The 19979-nt window shown below is 56.4% G+C and carries 15 protein-coding genes and 1 pseudogene; 8 read left to right on the forward strand and 8 right to left on the reverse strand.

Features of this window, described 5'->3' with window-relative positions; translation table 11 throughout:
- The first annotated feature begins 35 nt into the window (after positions 1-35).
- From AB0P14_RS04440 to AB0P14_RS04460, 5 genes are all read left to right on the forward strand, one after another.
- The gene (locus AB0P14_RS04440) at positions 36-821 is read left to right on the forward strand and encodes a glycosyltransferase (RefSeq protein ID WP_363839326.1); all 786 of its coding nucleotides are present in this window, start codon (positions 36-38) and stop codon (positions 819-821) included.
- Between the two features lie 172 nt (positions 822-993).
- Positions 994-1980 (forward strand): UDP-N-acetylglucosamine 4,6-dehydratase (inverting), encoded by a 987-nt coding sequence (gene pseB, locus AB0P14_RS04445; RefSeq protein ID WP_363838362.1) that lies wholly within the window; start codon positions 994-996, stop codon positions 1978-1980.
- 4 nt (positions 1981-1984) lie between these two features.
- Entirely contained in the window at positions 1985-3112 is a 1128-nt protein-coding gene (locus AB0P14_RS04450; protein ID WP_363838365.1) for an aminotransferase class V-fold PLP-dependent enzyme, read from the forward strand.
- Between the two features lie 4 nt (positions 3113-3116).
- Positions 3117-3860, forward strand: coding sequence for a glycosyltransferase family protein (locus tag AB0P14_RS04455; protein ID WP_363838368.1), 744 nt, complete (start codon positions 3117-3119; stop codon positions 3858-3860).
- A gap of 1 nt (position 3861) precedes the next feature.
- Complete coding sequence (locus AB0P14_RS04460; protein ID WP_363838371.1) at positions 3862-5340, forward strand: GNAT family N-acetyltransferase; 1479 nt, start codon at positions 3862-3864, stop codon at positions 5338-5340.
- 167 nt (positions 5341-5507) lie between these two features.
- Here the strand turns inward: AB0P14_RS04460 and pseI are convergent, their stop codons facing one another.
- The 4 genes from pseI to AB0P14_RS04480 form a co-directional block, all read right to left on the reverse strand.
- Complete coding sequence (gene pseI, locus AB0P14_RS04465) at positions 5508-6563, reverse strand: pseudaminic acid synthase (RefSeq protein ID WP_363838373.1); 1056 nt, start codon at positions 6561-6563, stop codon at positions 5508-5510.
- Positions 6560-7939: an oligosaccharide flippase family protein gene (locus tag AB0P14_RS04470; protein WP_363839329.1), complete on the reverse strand. Its 1380-nt coding sequence runs from the start codon at positions 7937-7939 to the stop codon at positions 6560-6562. The genes pseI and AB0P14_RS04470 overlap by 4 nt, the downstream gene beginning before the upstream one ends.
- Positions 7940-8013: 74 nt before the next feature.
- Positions 8014-8772, reverse strand: coding sequence for a hypothetical protein (locus tag AB0P14_RS04475; protein ID WP_363838375.1), 759 nt, complete (start codon positions 8770-8772; stop codon positions 8014-8016).
- Positions 8773-9146: 374 nt separating this feature from the next.
- Positions 9147-11306, reverse strand: a complete 2160-nt coding sequence (locus AB0P14_RS04480) for a GH25 family lysozyme (protein WP_363838377.1) — start codon at positions 11304-11306, stop codon at positions 9147-9149.
- A 771-nt stretch (positions 11307-12077) separates the two neighbouring features.
- On the opposite strand from AB0P14_RS04480, the gene galE reads away from it, so the two are divergent.
- From galE to AB0P14_RS04495, 3 genes and pseudogenes are all read left to right on the forward strand, one after another.
- Entirely contained in the window at positions 12078-13094 is a 1017-nt protein-coding gene (galE, locus tag AB0P14_RS04485; RefSeq protein ID WP_363839332.1) for a UDP-glucose 4-epimerase GalE, read from the forward strand.
- Positions 13095-13176: 82 nt separating this feature from the next.
- Positions 13177-13563, forward strand: a complete 387-nt coding sequence (locus AB0P14_RS04490) for a hypothetical protein (protein ID WP_363838379.1) — start codon at positions 13177-13179, stop codon at positions 13561-13563.
- A gap of 12 nt (positions 13564-13575) precedes the next feature.
- Positions 13576-14418 (forward strand): annotated as a pseudogene (locus tag AB0P14_RS04495) (IS5/IS1182 family transposase).
- 170 nt (positions 14419-14588) lie between these two features.
- Here the strand turns inward: AB0P14_RS04495 and AB0P14_RS04500 are convergent.
- From AB0P14_RS04500 to AB0P14_RS04515, 4 genes are all read right to left on the reverse strand, one after another.
- Positions 14589-16592 (reverse strand): DUF6541 family protein, encoded by a 2004-nt coding sequence (locus AB0P14_RS04500; RefSeq protein WP_363838381.1) that lies wholly within the window; start codon positions 16590-16592, stop codon positions 14589-14591.
- A gap of 54 nt (positions 16593-16646) precedes the next feature.
- Positions 16647-16910, reverse strand: coding sequence for a hypothetical protein (locus tag AB0P14_RS04505; protein ID WP_363838383.1), 264 nt, complete (start codon positions 16908-16910; stop codon positions 16647-16649).
- Positions 16911-17017: 107 nt separating this feature from the next.
- Entirely contained in the window at positions 17018-18103 is a 1086-nt protein-coding gene (locus AB0P14_RS04510; protein WP_363838385.1) for a methyltransferase domain-containing protein, read from the reverse strand.
- A 549-nt stretch (positions 18104-18652) separates the two neighbouring features.
- Positions 18653-19960 (reverse strand): bifunctional cytidylyltransferase/SDR family oxidoreductase, encoded by a 1308-nt coding sequence (locus AB0P14_RS04515; RefSeq protein WP_363839335.1) that lies wholly within the window; start codon positions 19958-19960, stop codon positions 18653-18655.
- Positions 19961-19979: the final 19 nt, after the last annotated feature.

The raw sequence follows: 19979 nt of genomic DNA on the forward strand, positions 1-19979 counted from the left end.
ATAGGCAAGATTCTCAAACCAGCGTAGACGTCTCAGTGGTCATTCCGACCAACAGGGTCGGTCCGTGGATGAACGCAGCTGTCGAGTCCGTTCTCAGTCAAGTCGGGGTTGCCCTGGAGCTAATCGTTTATCTCGATGCTGTGGACTTGCCGCAGGATACGGGGTGGAGTGTTGACCCGCGTGTGAAATTAATACACGCCGAGAGATCGCACGGTGTTGGATTCGCGCTTCAAGTGGCTTGCGAAACGGCGAGGGGCCGCTATATCGCGCGGTTGGATTCAGATGATATCGCCTTACCAGGACGCATGGCACTGCAAGTAAATTACCTCGACAACCATCCCGAAACCGTGGCGGTCAGTGGACAGGTGGCTTGGGTAAATGACGACGGTGAACGAATTGGTGCATTTGGACACAGGCCTGGTGGCGACGTCAGGGGCAGACTTCTTCAGCAAAATGTCGTAGTACAGTCTGCTGTCATGTTTCGGCGTGAAGCCTATCGAGCAGTAGGCGGTTATAGCCAACTGCGGCAAATGGAAGACTACGATTTGTGGCTGAGACTGGCCGCAGTAGGAAAAATTGCCAATATCGATGCGATGATTCTTGAATACCGAATTCATGAGAATCAGGTCAGCAGAGGAGTGCACCCACGAGAAACGTATGTAAAGGTCATTTATCGCGAACGCAGAATCCTGGCACGACTGCTCGGAAAATCCAGACTTTCACAGTTGTCTCGGGATGTGGCGTTCGGCACTGCCCTGTATATGATGTACTACCTTCCTCCTGCCCTCATACGGAAGATTCGAGCTTTGACCTCGAGATAATTCCCTTGTTTTGCTGCATTGTTTAACGGTGCAAAGGAAGGCATGGTCGTCGGTGTCGTGAGCGAAATCGACGCGCAAGCGTCTGGTAAGCTGAAGAGCGCATATGGCCGAGCCGAATTGGTGTCTGGCGATGAATGTGCAACCTGCAATTTGACTTGAGGTGGTTATAAGGATGTCCCTGCTAAGTGGTTCAACTGTACTCATTACCGGTGGTACCGGCTCGCTGGGTAAAGCTCTAACGAAAGAGCTCTTGGAGAATCATGACGTTAAGCGTCTGATCATCTTTAGTCGTGATGAGCTAAAGCAGCTCGAGTGCCGGCGCATGTTCAATGATGACCCCAGGTTGCGCTGGTTCATCGGAGATGTGCGCGACAAGGACCGGCTGCAGCGCGCGTTCCACAGAGTTGACTACGTTATTCATGCTGCGGCATTGAAGCAGGTTGACACGGCGGAATACAACCCGTTTGAGTTCGTGAAGACGAACGTCCAGGGATCCCAAAATGTTATTGATGCGGCCATTGACTCGGGAGTCAAGAAGGTCGTTGCCTTGTCGACTGATAAGGCTTCCAGTCCTGTGAATCTGTACGGAGCAACGAAGCTTTGTGCCGACCGGCTCTTCATTTCAGGCAACCACTATGCGGCTGCCTACGACACACGCTTCTGTGTTGTCCGCTACGGCAACGTGATGGGATCGCGTGGGTCCATTGTTCCCATCTGGGAAGAGATGGCAAAAAAGGGTGAGTCTCTGCCTGTTACTGACAACCGCATGACCCGGTTCTGGATCACGATTAGCCAGGCTGTGAAATTTGTCCTTGATTCATTCGAACTGATGCAGGGTGGGGAGCTTTATGTGCCCAAGATCCCTTCGGTCAGGATTGTCGAGTTGGCCCAGGCCGTGGACGCCAACGCGGCGACCCACGAAATTGGCATCCGACCCGGCGAAAAGCTGCATGAGGAAATGATTGCTGCGGATGATTCCAGGCGCACTGTCTCTGTGGGTGACCGCTATATTGTCATGCCGCATCTTGGCGGGTGGGGCTATGAAGTGCCCGCGGATGCCGAGGGTGTGGAAGACGGCTGGAGCTACCAGTCAGACGGAAACGATGTATTCCTCAGCGTGCCAGAACTTCAGGACATGATCACTGCGGAAGGGTTCTAAGCCAGTGCTGCCGTATGGTCGCCAATCCATTGACGAAGCAGACATCGCGGCTGTCGCCGCGTCGCTCCACAGCGACTGGCTGACAACAGGACCGCTCGTCGACCAATTTGAAACTGCGATTTCTGAAGTCGCGGGGGGCACAGCTGCCGTAACAGTGACCTCAGGCACGGCCGCCCTGCACGTGGCCTACGCCGCGGCCGGCATTAAGCCCGGTGACGAAGTGGTCACTACGCCGTTGACCTTTGTGGCCACAGCAGCCGCTGCGGCGCTAATGGGTGCCAAAGTGGTCTTTGCAGACATCGAGGAATCCACCGGTAACCTTTCCCTGCAGGCGGCGGAAGAGGCCATCACGGAACGGACGAAGGTTATTGCAGCCGTCGACTATGCCGGTTTGCCGGTCGATGGTCATGCGTTCAAGTCGTTGGCGCACTCCCATGGTGCCCTGTTCTTAGAAGATGCGGCCCATGCAATCGGATCATCGCTCAACGGTGAACCTGTTGGGTTGAACGCTGATCTGACTACATTCTCATTCTTCCCGACCAAGAACATGACCACTGCCGAAGGTGGAGCAGTGGTGACGGGCAGCCGGGAGCTTGAACTCCGTGCTCGTCGGTTCAAGGGGCAGGGTCTGATCCGGGAGCAAGAACTCCTGCGCTATCCCGACGAGGGACCTTGGCACCAGGAAGTTCATGAGTTCGGTCTCAACTATCGGCTTCCAGATGTTCTGTGCGCTCTTGGACTCAGCCAAATTTCACGTTTGGGGGCCTTCCGTGCCCGTCGCCAAGAGATCCACAATCTTTACAACGCTGCTTTTGCAGGCCATGATCAATTGACGCTTCCGGGTGTTGTTGAGGGTGCCGAGCCAGCCTGGCACCTTTATCCGCTCCGAGTTCCTGCGGATCGCCGCAAAGAGGTGTTCCTGAAACTTCGGGAACGGGGTATCGGTGTTCAAGTGAACTACATACCGGCGTATTGGCATCCGGTTTTTGAGGACTTGGGCTACAAGCGCGGTATGTGTCCAAACTCTGAGAAATACTACAGCGAAGAGCTCTCGCTTCCGGTTTTCGCGGGGCTTGAAGACGATCAGGTACACATGGTCATTGAAAACCTGCTCGAGATCATGGGCGACTAGAGTCATGGATATCTCTCCACGGGTAGTCGCGGTCATCCAGGCAAGGATGGGTTCCAATCGGTTGCCAGGCAAGGTACTGCGAGATTTAGCGGGAACGCCTGTTCTGGGCTGGGTTGTCAGGGCAGCACGTGAGTCTGTCGGCATTGATGAGATTGTCATCGCTACATCGGTGTCCGTTGAAGACGATAGAATCGCCGACTTTGCCCTGTCGCAGGGCGTTAAGGTTGTGAGGGGCAGCGAAGACGACGTGCTCAGCAGGTACCTCCTTGCTGCCGAACAGACCAACGCTGATGCTGTTGTCCGTTTGACTGCCGACTGCCCATTGTTGGATCCACGGGTTATTTCGCAAGTTGTGTCTCTTTGGCGCAATGATCCGGACCTCCTGGATTATGTCTCGACCACCCAGAATCGTTCCCTGCCTCGGGGACTGGACGTTGAACTGGCGACGGCGAAGGCATTGCAGGCAGTGGATGTTCGGACAGAAAAACACCATCGAGCACACGTCACCAGTGCGATATACGAGGAAGGTGCCGGCTTCAGGCTGGCTTCACTCCAGTTCACGCCGGGAAGCTCACAGTATCGCGTGACTCTTGACACTGACGAGGACGCAGCCCTTCTTGACGCCCTCGTTCCGCACCTGAGTGTTGTACCTCCTTCGTGGCAGGATGTGGTGACCGTACTTGAGGATTTCCCGGACATTGTTTCCTTGAATGCCCATGTTGAACAGAAGACTCTGACTGAAGGCTGACATGCTGGCAATCCTGCGATTTGATGCATCCAAGAACCAAGGACTGGGGCATCTAGTCAGATCACTGGCCTTGGCCGATGCGGCTATCGCCAGTGGTTGGCAGATCGAGGTCTGTGGAGACATCGACAACCCGGCTGGGCTGAAAATGATTGGTACCAGGGGCTACACTATTCGTCCAGCTCCCCGGCACCCGGCTGATCTTGCAGACTTGGCTGTTTGTCGAAAGGCTGACATTGTTCACGTCGACACATACGCCGAGCAGGGCAACTTGCGCGATGCGTTGGGTTCGGCGGGGATATTGCTGTCTTCCATGGAAGATGGCAGCAACGGTCGACGCGCTGCCGATTTGGTGGTTGACCCCTCGCCAGGCAGTGAACTCTCACTACGGCCTTTTGACGGCAGTATGCGGCTTTACCGGGGCCGCAAGGCCATTCCGTTACGGCAATCCATTCTTGGCCTTGCACACGCCCCACAAGCCGCATTTGAGGGCCGTGTACGGCGCATCATGATTATCATGGGCGGTACCGACGCGAGCGACCTTACTATGTTCATGCTTGAATGCTGGCTTGAGACTGGGTTGGGTGCGGAATGCAACGTTGTCGCAGATCCTGAAACGGTCGCCTCATGGGATCCCGAGTTGGTGCAGGATGTGTTGGTTCATTCACCGGGTCCCAACATACCCGAGTTGTTCCCCGAGATGGACCTTGTTATCACTGCGTCTGGCACCACCATCTGGGAACTGGCCTATCTCGGGACGGCGATGGCTATTCTTCAAGTTGTTGAGAATCAACGTGAGAACTACCTATATGCCACATCCAATGGAATGTCTGTCGGCCTTGGAACCTTTGTTGAAGGGCAGCTGGACAGACAAACGATTGTTCGTATGCTGGTTGAAGCCGGATCATCGGGGTCTGTTCGTGATGCGAGGGCGCAACGGGCACGGAGTCTGATTGACGGTTCCGGCAGTCGTAATATTGTGGAGCAGTGGTCCCTGTTAGTGAAATCAGTGGACGGTCCTGTTGCCCGAATTGCCACAATCGATGATGCCTCAACCCTTTTTGAGTGGCGCAACGATGCCAGTGTCAGAGATGTATCGCGGAATACGGGCGAACTCTCGTGGGCAGGCCATGTTGCGTGGCTGGAAGGCGTTCTGAATAATCCCACCAGGCTGCTGTTCATTGTCGAGGACAATTTAGCACCGATCGGGACAGTGCGATTCGATGCCCAGACCCCAGAAGATGGGCGTTGGGAAGTGTCCATCACAGTCTCACCGCATGTACGGGGCCGTGGAATGGGGAAGGTGGTTCTCTCAGCGGGAGAGAAATCGATGTTTTCCACTCATCCGGATGCCCGGCTGTTCGCAGAAATGCTGGAGACGAATGTGGCTTCCTATCGTCTGTTCAAAGCCGCCGGCTACAGCGGATCAATGAAAGTTGTCGAGGGTCTGCCGTGGCACTCCTTGGACAAGCGCATGCCGTAGTCAGGGAACTGGACCTCACTGTTGATCGGGACCAGCAGTTGTAGGGGGACGTCGCCCAATTCGACGTTTAGTCAGCGCGCCTTAATGCAGACACGCGATGCTGCAAGCCAGGTGGGCTATCGGGATGCTTGTGATCCCGTCAGCCCACCCATTGTTTCCGAGGATTGCTAGACTACAGCCCACGTCAGAGGAGTACCTGGCTGGCAATCGGCGGTGAATGGTCGGCCAACCACCGTGTCAAACATGTCTGGTTCCAAGCCGCCTGCCGGGCGGATGGAACGAACGTTGGACGCCGTGACGAGATCGCCCTTCTTGACGGGTTCTACGACGTACAGAGACCTGCGCAACCGCAGGCTTTCGGATTCCCCATCTGTCACCTTCAGGCTGGGCGATCCCATTGAAAGCCAGGCAACCTCGCTCTCGGTCACGAGTGCACTGAGTTCATGCGGTTCCAGTGAGAAGTCCGAGTCCACGCCGCCGTCGGCCCTGCTCAGCGTGACATGCTTTTCGATGACTGTCGCTCCCATGGCAACGGCCGCAATTGCGGCTCCAATGCCCATGGTGTGATCTGACAGGCCAATCTGGATGTCAAAAGCGTTGGCCAGCACCGGAATAGTCCTGAGGTTCGATTCACTAGGCGAGGCGGGGTACGACGAGGTGCAGGCCAGAAGTACAATCTGGTCGTTGCCCTCTTCCCTGATGGTGCGTATTGCCCTGTCCATGTCTGTCATGCTGGCCGCGCCATTTGATAAAATGACAGGCTTGCCAGTGCGGGCAATGCGGCGCAGGAGCGGGAGGTCACCGATTTCCAAGGATGCAACCTTATACAACGGCGCATCCAGCGACTCAAGCAATTCGATGGCAGTGGAATCAAAAGGGCTGGAGAACGGAACTAGACCCTTGGAACGGGCCCGGGAGAAGATTTCCTCGTGCCACTCCCACGGAGTGTGTGCCTCCTCATAGAGCTGGTACAAGTTCTTCCCGCCCCACAAGGGGTGATCCTTCGAGATCATGAACTCAGGGCGGTTCGAATTGATAGTGATTGTATCCGCAGTGTAGGTCTGCAGCTTCACTGCCTGTGCCCCACTCTCTGCGACCATGTCTACGATGTCGAGAGCCCGCCGCAAATCTCCGTTATGGTTTCCGGAGACCTCGGCAATAATGAACGGACGGGAGGTCTGCCCGATCGTGTGATTCTCAACCTTGTACTCTCTAGTCTTCATTTCCCTTGCTTTCTGTTCGAAGTACTGAAGTTGCTTGGGGTGGGTGTCCCACCGGGGAAAGCAGTCATGCGTTTGTTGCGTTTCATGTAAATCGCACCAAACAGTGCTGCAATGAGTCCTGCGATCACGACCGTCGCTACTCCAACCAATAGACTATCTGGCAGAAGAAACAACAGGCCAGTTGCGGTGCCGCTGGTGACCAAAGCAGCCATGAAGAACTTGGTTTGGACGCGGGGTCCGTTAGCTCTCCGGACAAGCCACAGAAATATCAATCCGAGTCCGACGAAAGCCAGCCCTTTGACCAGGCCCAAGAGCACAAGGTCGTTGGTGCGGGCGGGATACAAAGCGGCAAAACCAGCAATAACGGCCAGCAGTGGGGATGCTATGGCAAATGAACCAGTCTTGTGCATCGCGAAGAGTACAGACATACAAACTAGGTATAGGGCATAGCCGACAGTGGCCAAGGGCAGCACTTTTGCAAGCTGCATGACAGTGTTGTCGTCACCCTTCAGAATGTGAATGCCCAATGTAGCCGCCGATGAAGCGGCTACTGCGACAATGCAGCTAATCCATGCACCTTCCTTGGCCACGCTCGAAACCACTTCTTGGAAGTTCCTGCCCTGGCTTGCCTGCATGATGCGGGCCATCCAAACGTTGTTCAGCCCGGCCAAAACTGCGAACGGTCCCAGGGCAAAGGCTGCAGCAGCTACGTATCTGCCAACTGATTCATTGCCCTGATTCACTTGGAGGAGGAAAGAATCTCCCTGCATAAGTAAAATGATGGCGAGGCTGTGCGGCATGACGGGAAGTCCAAGTCGAAAGGCAATTTTCACCTGTTTCCAGGCCGCGGACGGCCATGCTGGACGTGTTAGCCAGAATCCGACACTGGCTGTTGCTAACATACCGATGGCGAACGCTGCTAGATAAATGGAGGCAGAGTGTCCAAAAACAAGAATCGCAGAAAGACCCAGCAAATGGGATCCAAGTGAGGCCCCGCCGCTTAGCAGAATGAACGCAAGCGGCCGCTCCTGAGCCCGCAGGACGGCCTGTGCGCCGACAACGGTGCTGAGCAGTCCGACTGCGAGGATAGCCCAGACAAACCCATACCCACCGCTGTCGGGGGTGAGTGAACCAGCCAGTGCGATGGCTGCGATGATTGCAATCAGCAGACTGACGATGTAGTTGGCTCCGGCGATTGCTCGGGCATGAAGGTGCCCGGAAACCGGGGTGTAATATGCCTTGGTGATGGCCAATGGGAGACCGGCCGAAAGAATGACCTGTCCTACCTGGAGAATCACGGTAGCGAGCCCAACCTTGCCCCACTCAGTTGCGTCCAGAATACGAATGGAGAACGGTTGTATAAAGAGGGAACCCATCCCCTGCAAAGCTGCTCCGCCAAGGTAAAGGAGGGATTGCTTGCCATGGGATAGCTGTTTATGGGGGGAGCGAGTCACTTGGTCTCAATGAAGTTGGGTTCGACCGCTCGGGTACTCGAAGTCCGCGGCAACGGCTTCGGCAAGTGCTCGAAAGGGTTCCTGAGGAAGTGCCAAGGCGACAATTTCACTTCGTTGACAACCTCCTGCACGTCCCTGGATCGAATGCCCAGGACTGCCTGGGCCTTCGATAGCGGCGCCTGGAGCCAATATTGCAGGAATGGCTTTGGTGAACGTACTGTCCAGTCGAATGTTTGCGTGAGCTGCTCCGGCGACAGCATGAAGTCCCGGCCCAGCTCGTCATTGGCGATTTGCAGTTGGACGGCGTCTGTAGGCTCCGGGTCATAGAATTCAGGCCATAGCCTGCGAAGATACTCTTCCGATGACGTTTCGGTGATGCCGGAAATTTGGAAGTGTGGTCCATAGATGGACACTCGCGTACCCGCAGCTGCCGCATAAAAAAGGGCCGTTGCAAGTCTGTTTGACACCACCTTCTCTGCGCTCAATACCAGCCACATGATGCGGGCCAGGAAATCAGGGTCCCGCCGCTCACCGGCCGTAACGAGCCTATGTCCGGAATCCGACCAGGCCTTGACGAGCTCTGGTCTTTGAAGGTCGTCTACATGCATGCAGATAATGGACGGGCCCTCCCGTTCAAGAATCTCCTTGGCGTATGCGGCCTGATCTCCGTCAACCGATAAGAGCCGGGTGCCGTGAAACGGGAAAACCACCGTAGGCAAGGTGACTTTTGGTGTTGTACCGGAGTTCCGGATCATGTCCAGTAGGTACAGTGCGGGTGATCCGATGGGAGTGGTTGCGAATCCGGTTTCCGACTTGGCATCTTGTTCCGACCATCCCCGGCTCGCGTGTGTCCAGACAAACAAGTTACCGGCCGGCGCGCTGCCAGCAAGATCTGCAAAGTGGGTGCTGATGGGGGAGACAGGCGTCCAGCCGTGCTGGATTAGTCCGGGCACGTGATGCGGCCCAGCCAAACCCGTGTACCCGGCGTAGACGGCGGAATGTCCATAGAAATGGTTTTGAATGTCCAATGCAGGGAAACTTCCTGTGATTCACTCGAGTGTTGAATGGCGCCCGTTTTCCAGCGGGCGCCATGGTTCAGGATACGCTACTTAGCGGCTGACAATGGGCGTCAATTGGGGCCTGCGTTGAGAATCACGTTTCCGAATGAAGGCTTCTTTCCAACCGAATACAACCACATTGTTCCATCTGTCTTGCGGGATAAAATGGCTGTTCTTCCGCTCCCGGAGAAATCCCCAACAACGGAGAACGACTGGAAAACTCCCCATCCTGCGCCAATGGCGGATCTTGTTCCGAATCCGCCGTTCCCCTTGCCCGGATAGAACCAGAGCACGCCGTCGGTTCCGCGTGCAAATAAGTCTGCCGTTCCATTGCCGTCGAGGTCATCGGCCGAAACCACAGAGTCAAAGACCTGCCAGCCGTTGCCGATTACGCTGCGTGGAAGGAACCCCTTGCTGCCATTGCCGGGGTACAACCACAATTGGCCATTGCTGGATCGCGCCAGCAGATCGGGTTTCCCATCGCCGTTCCAGTCCCCAGGGGCAACTAATGCATTGAAGATGTCCCATCCACGGCCGATGAGGACGCGTGGGGAGAAGTTCCCCTTGCCGTCGGTCGGGTATAGGTACAAGTCTCCGCTGGCGGCCCGGGCAACTATATCCTGCTTGCCATCGGAATTGAAGTCTCCGACGGTGACAATGGCGGTGAAAACCTGCCAGCCGTTGCCAATTTGACGTCTGGGGAGCCAGCCCCCTTTACCATTTCCGGGGTAAAGGTACAGCTGACCGCCATGGGCGGCGGCCAGAACATCGGGCTTGCCATCACCATCAAAGTCTCCGGCCTCCCAAACTTTTGAAAATGCTCCCCAGCCGGCGCCGACCTGAAGTCTGGACAGGAACCCGCCCTGGCCGTCACCAAGATAATTTTGGAGATCCCCGCCAGAGGTCCTAACCGCGATGTCAGTTTTCCCATCCTTGTTCAGGTCATAGCCACCAAGGATATCGGTGAAGACGCCCCATCCCTGGCCGATGAGTTTTTTGTCCGCAAAGCCACCATGCCCGGTGAGTGTATAAAGGTACAAACGTCCGTCGTCTGTCCTTCCCAAGATTTCCGATTTGCGGCTGCCCTTCATGTTCTCGGAGTATTCGATCGTATCCATCGCATTCCAGCCCGCCCCGACAGCAGTTCCTGCAACTACGCCACCGCGCCCATCGCCACGATAAAGCATCAAGGTGCCGTCAATCTTTGAAGCCACGATGTCGCTGCGTCCGTCGCCGTCGAAATCTCCAATAGGTGTGACCTTGTCGAAAATGTTCCATCCTGCGCCAATTTGGACTCGCGGGCGTACTCCGCCCTGCCCGGTTCCTGCATAGAACCAGAATGCGCCGGAGTTATCCCTTGCGAAGATGTCGCCAATGCCGTCACGATTGAAGTCCCTACTCGCCGTAACCAGATTATAGATGCCCCAGCCGCTTCCTATCTGGGACTCAGCCCCGAAGGTTCCGTTGGCCAGGCCCGGTTGCAGCATGAGCTTGCCGTCGGGGCGGCGCGTAACTAGATCGGCTCGTCCATCCGTGGTCAAATCTCCAGCGATCATGGAAATCGAGGTGTGGGAGTTCGAGTCGGTTGCGAAAGACTTTAGCGTGGCAAGGCTGCCGTGCCATAGGTTGGAGTCCCCAACGAACGGGCCGTTGTCGCTGAATTGCCACATGGAATGGCTGGTCCAACTGGCGGGGATCTGCCCCGGTCCCTTGTTATTGTAGGCCGCTATGTGGAGCGGGTTCGCACCGAAAGCCTTGGAGTTTCCTGTGCACTGCATCCACCAATCAGTGGTCGTGTAGATCATGGGCAGCCTACCGGTAAGGGCTTGGACCCGATCTGAAAAGGTCTTGATCCATTTAGTCATTTCTGTTGCAGACAGGTCATAACAAATATTGCCCGTGCTCAAGTAAGGGTTGTATTCTATGTCGAGCAAGGGCGGGAGAGTCATGCCGTCTGCTGACCAGCCACCTCCGTTTTTGACGAAAAAGTCTGCTTGGCTACGTGCGGTTGCTTGATTTGGTATGGCGAAGTGATACGCACCGCGGATCAGTCCTGCCTTGTGGGCGCCGGTGTATTGCTGCTGAAAATGGGAACTGACCATGTAGGTACCTTCGGAGGCCTTCACGTAGGCGAACTTGGCGCCAAGTTTGCTCTGCGCGGGCCAGTCCACGTTGCCTTGCCATCCGCTGACGTCTAGACCAAGTATGCCCGACGGCAAAGTGGTGGCCAAGGGGGCGCCCGGTGAGGCCGGAGCCGAGAGAGTCCTGGCCATCGAGGGGACGTCACTTAGGGAAGATTGGGGGCTCGCACCATGCTCCATCTTCGCAAGACCCTGGCCCATAAACGCACCGTTTTGGGTGATCAGCTCTTCCAAGTCCTTGGCTTCGGAACTCGACTCTGCTGTAGTTTCCATCGCTGGAGTTGCTGTCGTTGCAGCTGCAAGTGAAGGTTCATCCGCTGGGAATTCGGATGGCGTCGAGACAGGTGCGGCGGCCGGTGGTGGAGAATAACTAGGTGTATCCGATGCCATGGCTGGAACTGTACACAATCCGACAGTCATGCCCAGGGCAACGGCCAAAGCTACTAATAGCGGCGCTGTACGTACAGTTGAATGTTTCCGGGCAACGGTATTGCGCCGCGTCGGTTTCGAAGGCATTGACTTCTCCCATGGTTGTTCGATGCCGAAGCAACGGCCGAAAATTGAATAGGGGTTTCAGCCAGCCTACATCCACGGTATCGTGCCGACACGATCTGTATGAATGGTGTTGCATCGCGATGTTCGAGGTGACAGATCGGGCGCCATCTCATTCAAACGCGGTGAGTGCTGAGCGGCTACTTGGTTGTTTGTGCCGTCCCGTCCCGTATTCACCTGAGTCCTAATTCTGTCATCCAGTGAGCACTGAGGCACCGCCAGTGACCATCCGAGCTTGACCTGGACCGCCGCGTGTCATGAGACACGTTTGCAACCGACATCTGGAGACGTGCGTATATGGTTGAAATCATGAAAGTTTTGGTCACCGGCGGCGCCGGATATATAGGTTCACACACAGTACTTTGCCTATTGGAGGCTGGGCACGACGTCGTCGTCTTGGACAACCTGGCAAACTCATCGGCGGAGTCACTCCGCCGGGTTGAAGAACTCACTGCCAAGCACCCTGAGTTTGTTGAGCTGGATTTACTGGACGCTCACGGGGTTGACGAACTCTTCGCGACAGGCAGCTTTGATGCGGTCATCCACTTTGCCGGTCTCAAGGCCGTGGGTGAATCCGTGGCCAAACCGCTCATGTACTACCAAAACAACATCGTAGGCACTCTGAACTTGCTTGATTCCATGGACAAACATGGAGTCAGAACGCTGGTTTTTAGCTCCTCCGCCACCGTTTACGGTGCCAGCGAGGAAGTGCCGCTCATTGAAAAGATGCCGTTAGATGCCACTAACCCCTACGGGCGAACCAAGGAGCAAATCGAGGACATTCTCTCTGATTTGGGACACGCGGACCCAACATGGCGCGTGGCGCTGTTGCGCTACTTTAATCCGGTGGGTGCTCACGAGTCAGGCCGCATCGGCGAGGACCCCAGCGGCATCCCCAACAACCTGTTACCGTTTGTGGCCCAGGTGGCGGTTGGGCGCCGTGACAAGGTAATGGTGTTTGGCAACGATTATCCGACGCCCGACGGCACTGGAGTGCGTGACTACATCCATGTGATGGACCTTGCTGCCGGTCACTTGGCAGCTTTGAATTTCCTGCCCACTCATCAGGGCGTGTACCGCTGGAACTTGGGCACAGGCAACGGTTCCTCCGTGCTGGAAGTTATCCAAGCTTTCGGTGATGCAGCTGGCAAGCCAATCCCATTTGAGTTCGCCCCGCGCAGGCCAGGTGATGCGGCGGTCAGCTACGCTGATCCCTCGGCAGCTCTTGCTGATCTGGGTTGGTCGGCACATCGAAACCTGGCACAAATGTGCGAAGACCACTGGCGCTGGCAGTTTAACAACCCGCTTGGATATCGTACGTCTTAAGGTCGCGGCAATACTGCTTCGGGACCGTCAGGGCCTGATCCAGAAAACTGAGTAGCCGTAATTGCCAACGTTGGGCTGCGGAATGTCATCGGACACGGGCATTGCGGGCACTGGTGCTAATTTCCTTGGTAGCCGCCGCCCGCGTCCGAGCAATTGCCGAAAAACCGTGGAGTCACTGCTACCTAACGCCACCGGCATGTTCGGCGTCTCAAGGCGGACAGGCTTTCAACGCCGGACGGCGCTGGTATTTGCGCTTCGCATTGGTGCGTCCAAGCCGCTGGCTGGTGGTTTTTTGTGTGCGCCGATAGCCGCCAACCAAGGATTGCAGCTGAGAGATTGCGCCGATCACCGCCTCCTTGTGGAGCTGGTGATCAGTTTGGTGGCCTATTTAATCGGGCAGTCGACGTCATTATCGAGCAAGGCAGGCACGGCGTCTGATAAACATGCTTTCGCCCAAGATAACGTGTGAGGTAGGAGCGCTGTGCCTGCCTTACCATCGTTCCTCATCCAACCGCTATGGAGTCAATTCGAGGCGCTGCTCCCGTCAGTTGTGGACCAGCATCCGCTGGTCTGCCATTGGCCCGGCTACCGGCCCGGATTGTCTTCGAAAAGCTCGTCAAGGTCCTCGTTCTTGGATCTGCCTACGAGAGAATATCCGGCTCTAACTGCTCGGCCATGAACATCCGGACACCGCCGCGATGCGTGGAGCAACGTCAGCATAATCACAGCGCTGGAGCAGATCGCACTAGAGCCCTACGACTACTGCATCGTCCACCTGGCGCTGTAGGACCTGGCGGTGGACGGGCGCCTCACCAAGACCCCTTGCGGCGGTGAAGCATCAGGCCGGTCCCAGATCCCGGCGGACCGCGGCAAGCCGGGCACCAAGAGCACGGTGCTGGTCGTGGCTAGGGGTATCCTCGCTCGGAGCCGAGATCGCCGGTGCGAATCGCCATGCCTCGCCACTGCTACGGACTAACTTCGATACGCTCTCTCAGTCCGGATAGGGCCTGGCCGAGGTGATCCGAGTGTACCTGGATGCAGGGTGCGACTCAAAAAACCATGGACCGCCTCGAGGCGCCCGGCAGTGAGGGGCACATCGCGACCAGGGTATCCCGACAGCGATCCAGAACACCTCCCCGGGGTCGTTGAACGCACCAATTCCTAGCACATGCGGATTCCGGAAACTCGCCATTTGCACCGAAAACGCGCCATCGTGGTCGAGGCCTTCATCGCCCTAGCCAACGCCCTCATCGTCACCCATCGACTCATCCGCGAAGCGTCGACGATCCGCAATTGGGACACACGCCCGACACGCCAGCCCTAACCCATTCGCGCAGCTTCTTAGCCAGTCAATGGTCCTAGACAGGAAGTAGCGCGAGGGCTTTAAGGCGCACAGATCATGCTCCAGGAAGTGTCAAAAGATCCAGATTAATCCCGGATATATGCGCCCGCAGAAGTATGGAACGTGAGTTTGGATAGGGTGCTCCTGCTAATTTAACAACCAACTACTTGATACAACTTCGCATGATCCTGTTGGTCAATCAACTTGAGCGTTGGAGAGTCCTTGATCTCTACGAAACCCGGATATTTCTTTGCTGCAGCAACGTCCAGCATATAGAACGAACCGAAGTCCAGCACGAAGCGGATATTTTCCTCGTTGACCAAGCGGCATGTCTCAGAACCGCGCTTGGCAGTGTCGAGATCTTCGGCAATGAGTGCCAAGTCTTTGCTGGGGGGAGGATTGAGGTGGTATTGGGTGACCCTGCGTCCGGAAATTGCGTAGGCCAACGAACCGCCATTGAAGGGGTCTACTGCAATGATGGCATCGGATGGGACCGACGCGTCAAGACGGGACATTAATTTGTATTCAGGGGACGAAACGATCCAGCCTGGATTGTACGACCAAGACTGCGAGATCTTCTTCGTGACCATATTCATGCCTTTATGATTGGCTTGAAGGGAAAGGGGAACGAAGGCGGCAAGAGTCAGGGCAAGTACTACTACACCGCCGATCGTGCGTTGCCGTGCCGTCGGTGAATCACGAAAGTATTTTGGCCAGCGCTGGCCGTCTTGAATCAACTTACCAACCGCTTGTTTCAGAGTAGTGATTATTCCATCCGCTCCGCATGCTGCCAAAACTATGGTGAAAAGAGGCACAAGAGCGGCGAGTCGGTAGGGGTCTTGGTACCAGCTGCCCGTGATGAGATGGCGCAAAGGGCCTGGCTGCGCCCAGGCAGCCACCACATAGAGGACGCCAGCCACCGCCATGCAGCCGATCATCCACCCGCCGCGGCGACGTACGAGGATGGTCACCAATCCTAAGGCTGCCAGCATGGAAGCCAACCAGGTGAAATTCCGCCCCAAAAGACCCCCGGTAAGAACATCCTTGACAGCTTCCGCGAATGTTCTGGACGGTTTCCAGTCGTCGTAGCTAAGGAGCAAGGCCGTCCAGATCGCCACAAATACCAGCAGCGCGGCGCCAATCCACGCTACGGCAATGATTACGCTGCGCAGCCGGCGGTCATTGGCCCAAGCCCGCCGCAGAGTTTTCAGAGCCAGTCCGGCGGCCATTGGAAGGGTGAAAGCCAAGAGTGCGCTGAAACCGTTTGGTTGGGTCAGGAACATGGCAGCTACTCCCACCAGCAAACTCGCGATGAGGGTGAAGTTGTTAGCGATTCTCTCCTTAGTCAGGCCAAACAGTGCAGCTACAATCAAAACGGCAATGGGGAGGACACTGTAAGCCAATGTGTTGGGAAACAGCGGTCCCCACTGGATGGTTTGGTAGGGGAATACCCAGAAGCCAGCAGACAGAATGCCGGCAACAGTTATGGCCACGATCTTCAGCCCGAGGACGCTCCTTACCAACGCGATGCAAGCAAACGGCCACACCAAGGCTGAGACGGCGATAGTCAGCGAGTTTTCGGCGACAAAAACATTCACAGAGGTGAGTTGCGATGTCAATGCCGCAAAGGAATGCCAGACTGACGGGTAAATGCTCAGGCCAGAACTTCCTGTCCGCATGCTGTCCAATGCCAGAGTTGATGCGTTGCCGGTCTCCAAAATGTATCGGATGGCGTTGAGATGGAAAACATTGTCGTAGACCTGCGCGAATGAATCTGGAGATCCCATGGCCGGCAAGAGTTTTTTTGCCACAAGCAGGGCTGAAGACAGCATGATTACGGGCAATGCTATCCAAGACAAAGCCCTTGGCTCAGCGGAAGCCGCCACTGGGGTCAGCCGGGTGCGCAGCAGGTAATGTATCCCCCACCCAACGGCAGCTGCCAAGAGGGTAACTCCGGCCAGTAACCAAACTGACCAAGGAATGCCTGTAATTCCGCCAATAATGCCGGCCACGCCGACCAGTCCGCAGGATGCCAAGGGTGCAAAAGCGAAACTGGAGAATCCCTTGGCACCAAGTCCGCGGGACAAAATGAAGCCAGGGATGAAAAGTAGTGCGGCGGCAGTACAAACGGCCGGTAGCGCTTGCCACCACGTCATTAAGGTATTCCATTCGTTAGAAGTCGAAGATTATTCTAACAACCCGACTTGCCGCTACTTTGCCAGTTCGTTGAAGGCGATGTCCATGAGCTCGGCCGCGCGCAAGTTTAGGCGGCGGGAATCATCAAGGTCCCGGTTCAGGGTATCGACTGTTCCTCGGAGTTCCCTGACGTCACCTTCAAGCTTGTCGAGGCGTTGACGCAGGGCTTCATTTTCCTGGGGCTGATGTGCAAGAGTGCGAATATCGTCCGCGAAGTCTGGGCTGATGGTGCCAACAAACTTCATGACGATCTGTTTGGGGACGTTGAAGACGCTCATTGCTGGCGAACCTTTCGATGAATGTAGCTGAGAGAAGAACCGGGTTCCCGAACAAAATTGGTTGCCGTAATTTCCAGACCCTAGTAAGCTAAATGACCGCTGAATTACTACGGATCGAAAATGTTTTCGCCATCGGGCTCGTGCCTATCTCTGGGCTTGCTACCCACCTTGGGATTGCGCATTTGCAGATACGCGCTGCCACCGCGGTTGAGCAGGTGGGCAATGTCCAGGAGTGCGTTGTCACGTCCTAAGAAGTGCAGGTTGTCAAATAGGTTCCGAGAAATAACCGTAACTGGTGCCCCCGGACCCGCGAGACGGGCGGCGCTCGTCACAACGGCTGCCATGTCTCGAATCGAGTTCACGTTTCTCACCTCAAAGCGTGATTTACCGCTTGGCGTAACGGGGGCGGCGTTGTTCTTGGAGATGGCACGGACGATGGCAGACCGGCTGTAGTCCACCGCCAGTACCTGGTGCCCCGATCCAGCGAGGGCCAGAGCATCGGTGCCGAGTCCGCAACCGAGCTCCAGCACAGCTGCCTCAGGTTCCAGGTTGGAAGTTAGCCAACTAGCCAGCGCTGACGGTTCTGTTTGGGTATCGGCGCTGATCAGGCCTCGATGATAGTCCTCCCAATCCTCGCGGAACGGGTGATAGCGGTTGAGTCGCCAGTAGAAGCGGCGTCCTGCCGACTCGGGCGTGACAAATGTGAACGCGGGATCGAGAGTCAGCCAATTCGGACCATAGATGGCAGCAAGCATCTGACCAGCGTTGGCCGGAATGGTGAGTTCCAAGCCATTGTGCTCCAGCCTTCCGAGTGGACAAACCGTGAGGTCTTCAGTCTTTTCGCGAGCATGGAAGGTGCCGTAGAACCAGCCATCAATCTTAAAATAGGTGAAGATGTCCACGTAATAGCCGTCGGTGTAGGCCGTTCCTCCAAACATGACCTGCAAGTGGCCGCTGGAATGCCTGACAGTCTGGAAACCGTTCCCAGCCAGCAGCCGCTCCACCTCGTACGACCCAAGGGCAATGTCACTGGGGTTTTCATGCTTGCTGACGTAGGCGAGATCGGCGTCGTCGACACTATCGATCAGTTTTCCGTCGCGCACCAGGCCGAGGAGGGTTCCTCCCGTAATGAAGAGCTCCAGGCCGAGTGATTTCTTGAGTAGCGCAATCAGACTGTGAGCCGACTGAAGCACCTCCCTCTGCATTTCCTCGTTAGCTGATTCAAAGGATTTCGCCAGCCGGTCCTAGGTGTTGACGACCAGATCGTCGCCCGTGAGTGGATCGACGAGCTGAAGCTTGCCTCCTTCACCACCAAAATCCAGTACGTCCTGTGCCAGATGGCTGGCTGGCTGGCTGGGTGGTTGGGCCCAGCGTATGCTTCGAAGCGCACCGTGGCCACACCGGAGAGGTGCGGGAGCAGGGCGGCCGGCCATTCGACCTCGAGGGTGTTAGTCGCCGGCGCCCACTTTTCCTCATCAATGCGGAATGTCCAGATTCGTCGGCCGCCCAGGAACACATAGGCCAAGGAGCCAATGAGGGATAGGTCACCGGATACGGGAAAGTTTGCCCGCATCCGGGCGGCGGTCGCGGTCAGAGTACCGGACGTGAGCGTCTCGTTGGTCACGGCAAGGCATCCTGGAAGGTTTGGGTGGGATCGTTTTCTGGCAGGCGCGGGTCAAAGATATGGCCGGAATCGGTGGAGGCCAGAACGGTGGCGCTGGCTTGAGCCACGAAAGTGCTGTTCAGCAGGGTGCCGGGGTCCTCCTGGCCGAAGGCCTCCGTGCGCATGGGGGTGGGGACGTTCTGGACGGGTTGATGCAGTTGACCCGCACGCCGTCCGCCGCCCATTCATCAGCGAGGGCCTGTGTCAGGTTGACGATGGCAGCCTTCGTCGCTGAATCCACCCCGTAGTTGGCTCGTCCGCGAGTGTACGAGCTTGACGTGTAGAACAGGAGTGATCCGCCGGAATTCTTCAGGTGAGGGTGACTTGCCTGGGCAATGCGGATGGGTGCGCCAAGATTGGTGTCGATGGATTCTGCCAATTCGTCTTCGGGCAGTTGAGTCAGCGGACCCATATGGAGAATGCCGGCAGTCAGCACCACGTGATCAATGCGGCCGCTTGTCGCCATGGCGTGATTCAGAGCAGTCGTGATGGCTTCGCGGCGGCGGATGTCCGTGCCTGTGGTGGTGCGGCTGAAGCTGTGCACTACCGCACCCACTCCCGACAGGATGTCTGCAAGATCGCGGCCGATGCCGTAGCTAGCGCCAAAGATCACTATGGACTTGCCTGCAAGGCTGCCATGGGAAATGTTTCTCCCCGGATGGGAGAATCCTCGCAGTTGGAAAAGTTTGTCCGCGATGTGAATGTCGACGGGCTCTGTGATCTTGATGTTGGCTTCACTGCCGTTGACCACAAATATTGGAGTCTTCGGGAGGTAGTTCAGGACGACTGAGCAATCGTCGGTGGCCTCAAATTTTGCGTCGCTGGCAGCGAGTCGATATGCCCGCTCCAGAACACCTCGCCGGAATGCTTGAGGTGTTTGCCCTCTGCGCAGAGTACTGCGGCGGGGGACGGCTGAGATACAGCTCTCCGAGTTGACCTCGATGATGGTGTCCGCTGATGCAATGGCGGTGTCGACGGCGTCATAGCTGTCCAGTGCGCCGATGCAGTCCTGGAGGATTCTATGGTCCACCAGCGGGTGAACCGCATCGTGGAAGAGAACCTTAGCGTTGATATCCGTGATCGCAGCCAGGACCGCCCGGCTGGTGTCATTGCGGGTGATCCCGCTAGGGAGGACAAGCTTCAGCTTGGCAAAGCGCCCTGAGCCCAGCAGTTTAGCGGCCTCGCCAAGATGGTTTTCTTCCCTCATGATGATTATGGAATCGATGCCCGGAGCGCTGTCGAAAACAGCAAGGGTGTGTTCCAGTGAGGTTCGGCCTGCAAGCGGGATGAGCTGTTTTGGGATCGGCAGTCCAACTCGGGCGCCGATGCCTCCGGCGAGGATTACGGCGACTACGCCTTCAATTGGCCTTTGAATAACAGAATCCACGCGCAATGAACCACTCTCA

The sequence above is a fragment of the Specibacter sp. NPDC078709 genome, assembly GCF_040686795.1.
Lineage (GTDB): Bacteria > Actinomycetota > Actinomycetes > Actinomycetales > Micrococcaceae > Specibacter.

Excerpts from the sequence above, each read along its gene's own strand:
- pseB (WP_363838362.1), top strand. The coding sequence starts at position 994 with ATGTCCCTGCTAAGTGGTTCAACTGTACTCATTACCGGTGGTACCGGC.
- AB0P14_RS04455 (WP_363838368.1), top strand. The coding sequence starts at position 3,117 with ATGGATATCTCTCCACGGGTAGTCGCGGTCATCCAGGCAAGGATGGGT.
- AB0P14_RS04460 (WP_363838371.1), top strand. The coding sequence starts at position 3,862 with ATGCTGGCAATCCTGCGATTTGATGCATCCAAGAACCAAGGACTGGGG.
- pseI (WP_363838373.1), bottom strand. The coding sequence starts at position 6,563 with ATGAAGACTAGAGAGTACAAGGTTGAGAATCACACGATCGGGCAGACC.
- AB0P14_RS04470 (WP_363839329.1), bottom strand. The coding sequence starts at position 7,939 with ATGGGTTCCCTCTTTATACAACCGTTCTCCATTCGTATTCTGGACGCA.
- AB0P14_RS04475 (WP_363838375.1), bottom strand. The coding sequence starts at position 8,772 with ATGATCCGGAACTCCGGTACAACACCAAAAGTCACCTTGCCTACGGTG.
- galE (WP_363839332.1), top strand. The coding sequence starts at position 12,078 with ATGAAAGTTTTGGTCACCGGCGGCGCCGGATATATAGGTTCACACACA.
- AB0P14_RS04490 (WP_363838379.1), top strand. The coding sequence starts at position 13,177 with ATGTCATCGGACACGGGCATTGCGGGCACTGGTGCTAATTTCCTTGGT.
- AB0P14_RS04500 (WP_363838381.1), bottom strand. The coding sequence starts at position 16,592 with ATGACGTGGTGGCAAGCGCTACCGGCCGTTTGTACTGCCGCCGCACTA.
- AB0P14_RS04505 (WP_363838383.1), bottom strand. The coding sequence starts at position 16,910 with ATGAGCGTCTTCAACGTCCCCAAACAGATCGTCATGAAGTTTGTTGGC.